The sequence below is a fragment of the Lentzea aerocolonigenes genome (assembly GCF_000974445.1).
GTDB lineage: Bacteria > Actinomycetota > Actinomycetes > Mycobacteriales > Pseudonocardiaceae > Lentzea > Lentzea aerocolonigenes.
Genome location: NZ_BBOJ01000019.1, coordinates 216193 through 222334, shown reverse-complemented (window position 1 = coordinate 222334; position 6142 = coordinate 216193). Strand labels below are relative to the sequence as shown.

The window sequence follows — 6142 nt, the reverse complement described above, 5'->3', positions numbered from 1 at the left end:
ACGAGGAAGGACATCGTCCGAAGTGGACGCTGGCTGTCGAGATGCTCGACGAACTCGCCGAACAGGGGTTGCGGCCGCCCGTGCTGGTCGCGGACGCCGGTTACGGTGACAACGGCCAGTTCCGCGCCGCGCTCGACGAGCGGGACATCGCCTACAGCGTGCAGCTCAAAGGCGAGGCCCTGGCGCACACCAGCGAGGCGGTTCCCGCCGTGCGGGAATGGTCCGGGACGGGCCGGTGCGGCCGCCGGCCCGCTGACACGCCCGTCTACCCGGACGAGCCGGTCAGCCTGGCCCGGCACGTGGCCGCCGCTGGCCGCGAAGCCGCACTCACCGTCACCTGGCGCGAAGGCAGCAAAGGCGCACTGTCCTCACAGTTCGTGTTCCTGCGAGTCCGGCCCGCCGGGCATCGCGTCCCCCGCGACCTCGACGACGGCATCCTGCCCGAGCGGTGGCTGATCGCCCAATGGCCCGACGACGAACCCGAACCAGTCACCTACTGGCTCTCCAGCCTCCCAGCCGACACCAGCCACACCGACCTCATCCGCTACGCCAAGATCCGCTGGCGGATCGAACACGACTACCGCGAACTCAAGACCGGCCTGGGCCTGGACCACTTCGAGGGCCGCTCCTGGCAGGGCTGGCACCGCCACGTCACCCTGGTCACGGCGGCGCACCTGTTCCTCACCTTGCTGCGAGCAGACCCAAAAGCGGCTGCGCCGGCCTGACCCTCTACAAGGTCGTCCGCGAACTGCAACTACTCCTCGCGACCTGGACCGGCGTCTGCCTGACCTGCCACCAAACCGTGAAACCGCTACGCCACAACAACTACCGACTAACCTAACAAAGCACTACTAGCCCTACTTGTCGATGTCGCCGACGATGACGGCGAAACTGCTCAGCACGGCCGGCAGGTCGTCGACCTCGGTGCCGGGCAACAGCGCTCCAAGCGCCTGAACGTTGTTGAACGACGACGTCCGCAGCTTGAGGCGCCACGGCGTCTTCTCACCGCGCGACGACAGGTGCACCCCCGACGTGCCGAGCGGCGCCTCGACACGCGTGTAGACCGAGCCCTCAGGAGCCTTGATGGCCTTGGGCAACCGAACGTTCACCGGCCCCTGCGGCAGACGATCGAGGCACTGCCTGGCCAACTCGACCGATTTCCGGATCTCGTCCTGGAGACACCGCACGCGCGCCGCAGCGTCACCCTCGGTCCGCACGACGGGCGCGAAGTCGAGCTCCTTGTACGCAGGCAGCGGATCGTCGCGCCGCAGGTCGAAGTCCACCCCGCTGGCCCGCCCGATCGGCCCGGTGACGCCGTACGCCAACGCGTCCTCGCGCGACAGAACCCCAAGGCCTTCCAGCTCGGCGAAGTCGACGTGCGGGATGTCCACAGTGGACAAGAAGTCGGCTGCCCTGGACGTCCAGCCCGCGGGCACGTCCTCGCGGAGGCCGCCGATCCGGTTGAACATGAAGTGGATGCGGCCCCCGGAAGCCTCCTCCATGAGTGCTTGGACGCCCTCGCGGTAGGTGGCGGCCTCAGGCGCCAACGGCGTCAGGAAAACCATGTGCGCCAACAGCCGGTTGAGCTCGCAGAGCAGGGCGCGAAGCCACTGGGCGCGCACGGGAACGTCCATGCCCGTCATGCGCTCGACGGCCAACGCGACAGCAAGCTCGTTGCAGAACGCGGAAAGCCAGTCGTGCCGATTGGCCAGCGTCAGCACCTGCCGGTAGTCGCGAACCTCGAAGAGCTTCTCGGCCCCGCGGTGCAGGTGCCCGACGAGAGGCTCGGCAGCGGTGATCACCAGGTCGGGGGTGACCGTCAGTCGAAGACGGTAGGCGCCGTGGGCCGACGGGTGAAGTGGCCCCAGGTCGATCACGCGGTCCACGCCCAGGTACTGGGCGCCTGCTCCTACGCCGACGGTGATCTGCTCGCTCACCGGAGCATGGTTTCACGGAGCCGGGAAGTCGCTCGGACGCGGTTCACGGCCTGGTGGGCGGGTGGGGTGCTCGGGTGCGGCTCGTCGCGGTGTGGGGGCGCGTGGGTTGGTGGTGCGGCTTGCGTTTCTGATGGGCCCGGTTCGTGGCCGACCCGATCGATGTGGCTCGAGCCTGGTGCGCGCAGGGCTGGTCCCCGCGGCTCACACGGTGGCGGGCCGGTCGGGGTCCCTCGCATCTTGCCGGGCTCGCCAGATGCCTCACACCTGGGCGTGCCGCCTTCAGATCGCCCCGGGTCTGTCGCTCACGCCTTCGCCGCGCCGCTCAACGCCTGAGCTCTCACGGCGCCGCTCAACCCCGGCCGCTCACGAGTTCACCGCGTAGCTCAACCCGGCTGCTCGCGTCCTCGCTGGACCGCGCAACCTCGCTGGACCGCTCACATCGCCCAACCGCTGAACCCCAGAGTCTCGTCCAGCTGCCCGCCCTAGCCGCTGAACCCCTGGCGCCCACGCCCAGGCGCCCGGCCCCAGGCGGCCAGCCCCAGGCGGCCAGCCTCGGACGCCCGGCCCCGCCGGCCAGCCCCAGGCGGCCCACCCCACCCACTCGCCCCAACTCACTCATTCAGGCGAGGCGATCAAGCCCTCGTCACGCCGAAGTAGAAGCACCCGTGCGACAAGCTCCGCACCTGCACCGCCTCAATCGAAGGATCGTTGAACAATCCTTCGATCACACGATCGAACGATCCAGGCTCCACCACCTCCCCATCCACGATCTGACCTGCAGCGTTGTAGGAACGTAGAATCCGGGGATTGTTCAACAATTCAACAGGGAGACGATCCAACGAAGGCGCCCCCGCGCACTCCACGTGCGTGAAGACCGGCCCGACCTCCGAATAAGGCCCATTCCCGAACGACGGCGAGTACCGGAACAACCACACCGGCTCATCGGCCAGCGACTTCCGCAGGCAGCACCGCAAAGGCACGCCGGGCTCAGAACTCCGGTACTCCCGGCCGGGGTCGGACAGAGCGGCGGAAGGCAGAACGTTGTGGATTCGCATACCGCAGAACGATCGTCGTCAGACCACGGAAAAGCTGGCGGGATTCGGACGCCAGGGCGGCAACTCGGGCAGCAGGTCCGAAACCGCCACCCCGCACCCGTGCAACAACCAGCCGAACGAACCCAGCCCGCGAGGATCACGCAGCTCGGCAACCCGCCCGGCCCGAGCCGCCGACTCCAGCCACTCCCACCCGGACCCGGAAACGTCACCGGTCACCCCGAGAGCGGCCAGCGCGTCCCGTTGCGACACCAGCACGAACGGTCCGCCGGCCGCCGCCGCGCACGAGTCGAAGGCCACGTGGGCCGTGATGTCGCACGAACCGTCGAACACCGGCGGCACCTGGCGCCCGTTCCGGTAGCCGGTCAGGGTGAAGCGGCGGGACGACACGAGGTGGCCGTAGTCGATCGCCAGGGCCGCGCCGCGCACCGACGACACGGCGGAGGCCCAGGCGGCGTCACGTGGAGCGCCCACCTCCGCCTGCTCACCGGGACGGAGGGAAGGCCACCACCGGGTGATCCACGGGTCGGCAGAAGGTCCGGTCACCACCGGGCACGGGATCGAGTCGAGCCACTCGTGCCCGACCAGCAGCCCGACGCACGAAGGCACCGAAGAAGTCCAGTGAACTCCAGGCAGTTCAACGGGTGGGCCCAGTTCGACGGCCGTCACGCGCAGCCGGGAGGCCAGCGAGCCCGAGGCCAGGGAGCGGACTGCGAAGGCCAGTTCGCCGCCTCCTGCGCCGACGTCCACGAAGTCCACTACCGGGGGAAATCCGAGGGCCGCGTCCACGCGCGACAACAGCTCGAGAAGCGCCGCGGCCAGTTCCGGTCCCACCACTGGTGACGTGCGGAAGTGCGCGGAAGGCTTCTCACCGCGTGCGAAGAAGCCCGACGGGCCGTACAGGGCGGCGTGCCAAGCGGCTTCCCAGTCGAACACCGGACAAGTGTGCCTCTAAGGTCATTTCCCGTGAACGACCACACGCCGACGCCACCAACGGTGCCGACGCCGACGCCAGCATCGACGTCAACGCCGACGCCGGCACCGACGAAGAAGCGCATCGAGCAGCGCCGCTGGACCGTCCTGTTCCCCGTCGTGGCGCTCATCGCGCTCGCCGCGGCGGGCCTGGTGCTGTTCGCGCTCGGCACGTCGAGCATCGGCATCGAGCCGTTGCTGGTCGGCGCCGCCGCGGCGTTGATTCCCGTCGCGTTCGTGGTGAGCGCGTTCCTGTGGATCGACCGGTGGGAGCCGGAGCCCGCGAAGATGCTGCTCTTCGCGTTCGTGTGGGGTGCTTGCGGGGCGACGATCAGTTCGCTCGCGTTCAACCAGACCGCGCGGGTGCTCGGCGACCTCCTCACGAACGACGGCACGACGTTCACGGCTGTGGTCGGGGCGCCGATCGTCGAGGAGGCGACCAAGGCCGTGTTCCTGCTCGCGGTGTTCCTCCGGCGACGCCACGAGTTCGACGGGGTCGTGGACGGCATGGTCTACGCGGGCATCACGGCCGCGGGCTTCGCGTTCACCGAGAACATCTGGTACTTCGGCCGCGTCTTCCTCGAGAACGGGCTCGGCAACATGGGCGGCGGCGTGATCGCCCTGTTCGTGCTGCGCGGGGTGCTGTCGCCGTTCGCGCACCCGCTGTTCACGGCCATGACCGGTATCGGCGTCGGCATCGCGGCGAGCACCAGCAACGCCACGGTCCGGATCTTCGCGCCGATCGGCGGGTACCTCACCGCGGTCGGGCTGCACTCGCTCTGGAACTTCTCGACGACCGTCGGCACCGGGTCGGACTTCATCAACCTGTACTTCCTGATCATGGTGCCGGTGTTCGCGGGAGCGGTCGCGATCGTGGTCTGGCAACGGCGTCGGGAGCAGCGGATAGTCGCGGGGCAGCTCGCCGCGATGGCGCAGAACCGGTGGATCGCCACCAGCGAGGTGGCCCTGCTGGCCAGCCTCAACGGGCGCAGGAACTGGCTGCGGGCGGTCAAGCGCAAGTCCGGTGACTCGGCGGTCAGGGCCGTGAAGAGCTACCAGATCGCCGTCACCGAGCTGGCCTTCCTGCGGCACCGCATCGAACAGGGAACGGCGGGCCAGAGCGCCGAGCAACGCCACGGGGTGCTGCTCGACACCCTGCACGCCGCCAGGGCCGCCGCGCGCCGGTGAGTCCCGTCACCGACCGGGTACAGGCCGGGAAGTGCGGATTACCCTCGGCGGCGTCGTCTGGTACCCGCACCTGGGACTGGAACGTCAGAAGGAGTTAGTCGCATGGACGCGACCCCACGTCCGGCCAGGCTCGCCGTCGGTGTCATCTCGGCAGGCCGGGTCGGCTCGGTGCTGGGCGCCGCGCTGGCCAGGACGGGCCACGTGGTGGTCGGCACGTCCGCCGTCTCCCAGGCCTCCCGCAACCGCGCGGAGGAGCTGCTGCCCGGTGTCCCGGTCGAGGACCCGACCGAAGTCGCTCAACGCGCTGACCTCGTGCTGCTGGCCGTGCCGGACGACGAGCTGGAAGGCCTGGTCAAGGGCCTGATCGCCACCGAAAGTCTGCGCGCGGGCCAGATCGTCGTGCACACCAGCGGCGCTCAGGGCGTCAAGGTTCTCGAACCCGCTGCCCAGCTCGGTGCGCTCACCCTCGCCCTGCACCCCGTCATGACGTTCACCGGCCGCCCCGAGGACCTCCAGCGGATGAGCTCCGCGTGCGTCGGCGTCACGGCCGCGGACGGTGACGAGGTCGCGTGGAGCGTCGGTGAGGCGCTGGTCGTGGAGATGGACGCCGAGCCGGTCCGGGTGCCGGAGGCCGTCCGCCCGCTCTACCACGCGGCACTGGCCCACGGCGCGAACCACCTGATCACGCTGGTCCGCGACGCCGCCGACCTGCTCACGAACGCCGGCGTCGCCAACGCCGAACGCCTGCTCGGCCCGTTGCTGTCCGCCGCGCTCGACAACGCGCTGCGCCACGGCGACCGGGCCCTCACCGGTCCGGTCGCGCGAGGCGACACGGGTACCTTGCGCAAGCACCTCGGCGTGCTGGCCGAGCAGGCGCCCGAGACCCTGCCCAGCTACCGCGTGCTGGCCCGGCGCACCGCCGACCGGGCCGAACGCTCCGGGCTGCTCAAGCCCGACGCGGCCGACGACGTTCGCACCACTCTTGAGGACTGA

Annotated in this window: 6 protein-coding genes; 3 read left to right on the top strand and 3 right to left on the bottom strand. The window is 69.7% G+C overall.

Annotation, left to right across the window (positions count from 1 at the left end):
• On the top strand, positions 1–725 hold a 725-nt coding region (locus AOM45_RS34155), incomplete at its 5' end, for an IS701 family transposase (RefSeq protein WP_156249754.1).
• A 132-nt stretch (positions 726–857) separates the two neighbouring features.
• On the opposite strand, the gene AOM45_RS34150 is transcribed toward AOM45_RS34155, so the two are convergent.
• The 3 genes from AOM45_RS34150 to AOM45_RS34140 all read right to left on the bottom strand — a co-directional run bounded on the left by AOM45_RS34150 (position 858) and on the right by AOM45_RS34140 (position 3925).
• Positions 858–1937 carry an NADH-quinone oxidoreductase subunit D gene (locus tag AOM45_RS34150; protein WP_030471060.1) on the bottom strand — a complete coding sequence of 360 codons (1080 nt, stop codon included), beginning with the start codon at positions 1935–1937 and terminating at the stop codon, positions 858–860.
• Positions 1938–2569: 632 nt separating this feature from the next.
• Entirely contained in the window at positions 2570–2992 is a 423-nt protein-coding gene (locus AOM45_RS53880; protein WP_030471059.1) for a DUF1203 domain-containing protein, read from the bottom strand.
• 18 nt (positions 2993–3010) lie between these two features.
• Complete coding sequence (locus AOM45_RS34140) at positions 3011–3925, bottom strand: SAM-dependent methyltransferase (RefSeq protein ID WP_030471058.1); 915 nt, start codon at positions 3923–3925, stop codon at positions 3011–3013.
• A 120-nt stretch (positions 3926–4045) separates the two neighbouring features.
• On the opposite strand from AOM45_RS34140, the gene AOM45_RS34135 reads away from it, so the two are divergent.
• A complete protein-coding gene (locus tag AOM45_RS34135; protein ID WP_030471057.1) occupies positions 4046–5149 on the top strand; it encodes a PrsW family intramembrane metalloprotease in 1104 nt (367 codons plus the stop codon).
• A gap of 102 nt (positions 5150–5251) precedes the next feature.
• Positions 5252–6142, top strand: a complete 891-nt coding sequence (locus tag AOM45_RS34130; RefSeq protein WP_030471056.1) for a Rossmann-like and DUF2520 domain-containing protein — start codon at positions 5252–5254, stop codon at positions 6140–6142.

What these genes read in the sequence shown, in the direction of transcription:
- AOM45_RS53880 (WP_030471059.1), bottom strand. Translation starts at nt 2,992, where the DNA reads ATGCGAATCCACAACGTTCTGCCTTCCGCCGCTCTGTCCGACCCCGGC.
- AOM45_RS34130 (WP_030471056.1), top strand. Translation starts at nt 5,252, where the DNA reads ATGGACGCGACCCCACGTCCGGCCAGGCTCGCCGTCGGTGTCATCTCG.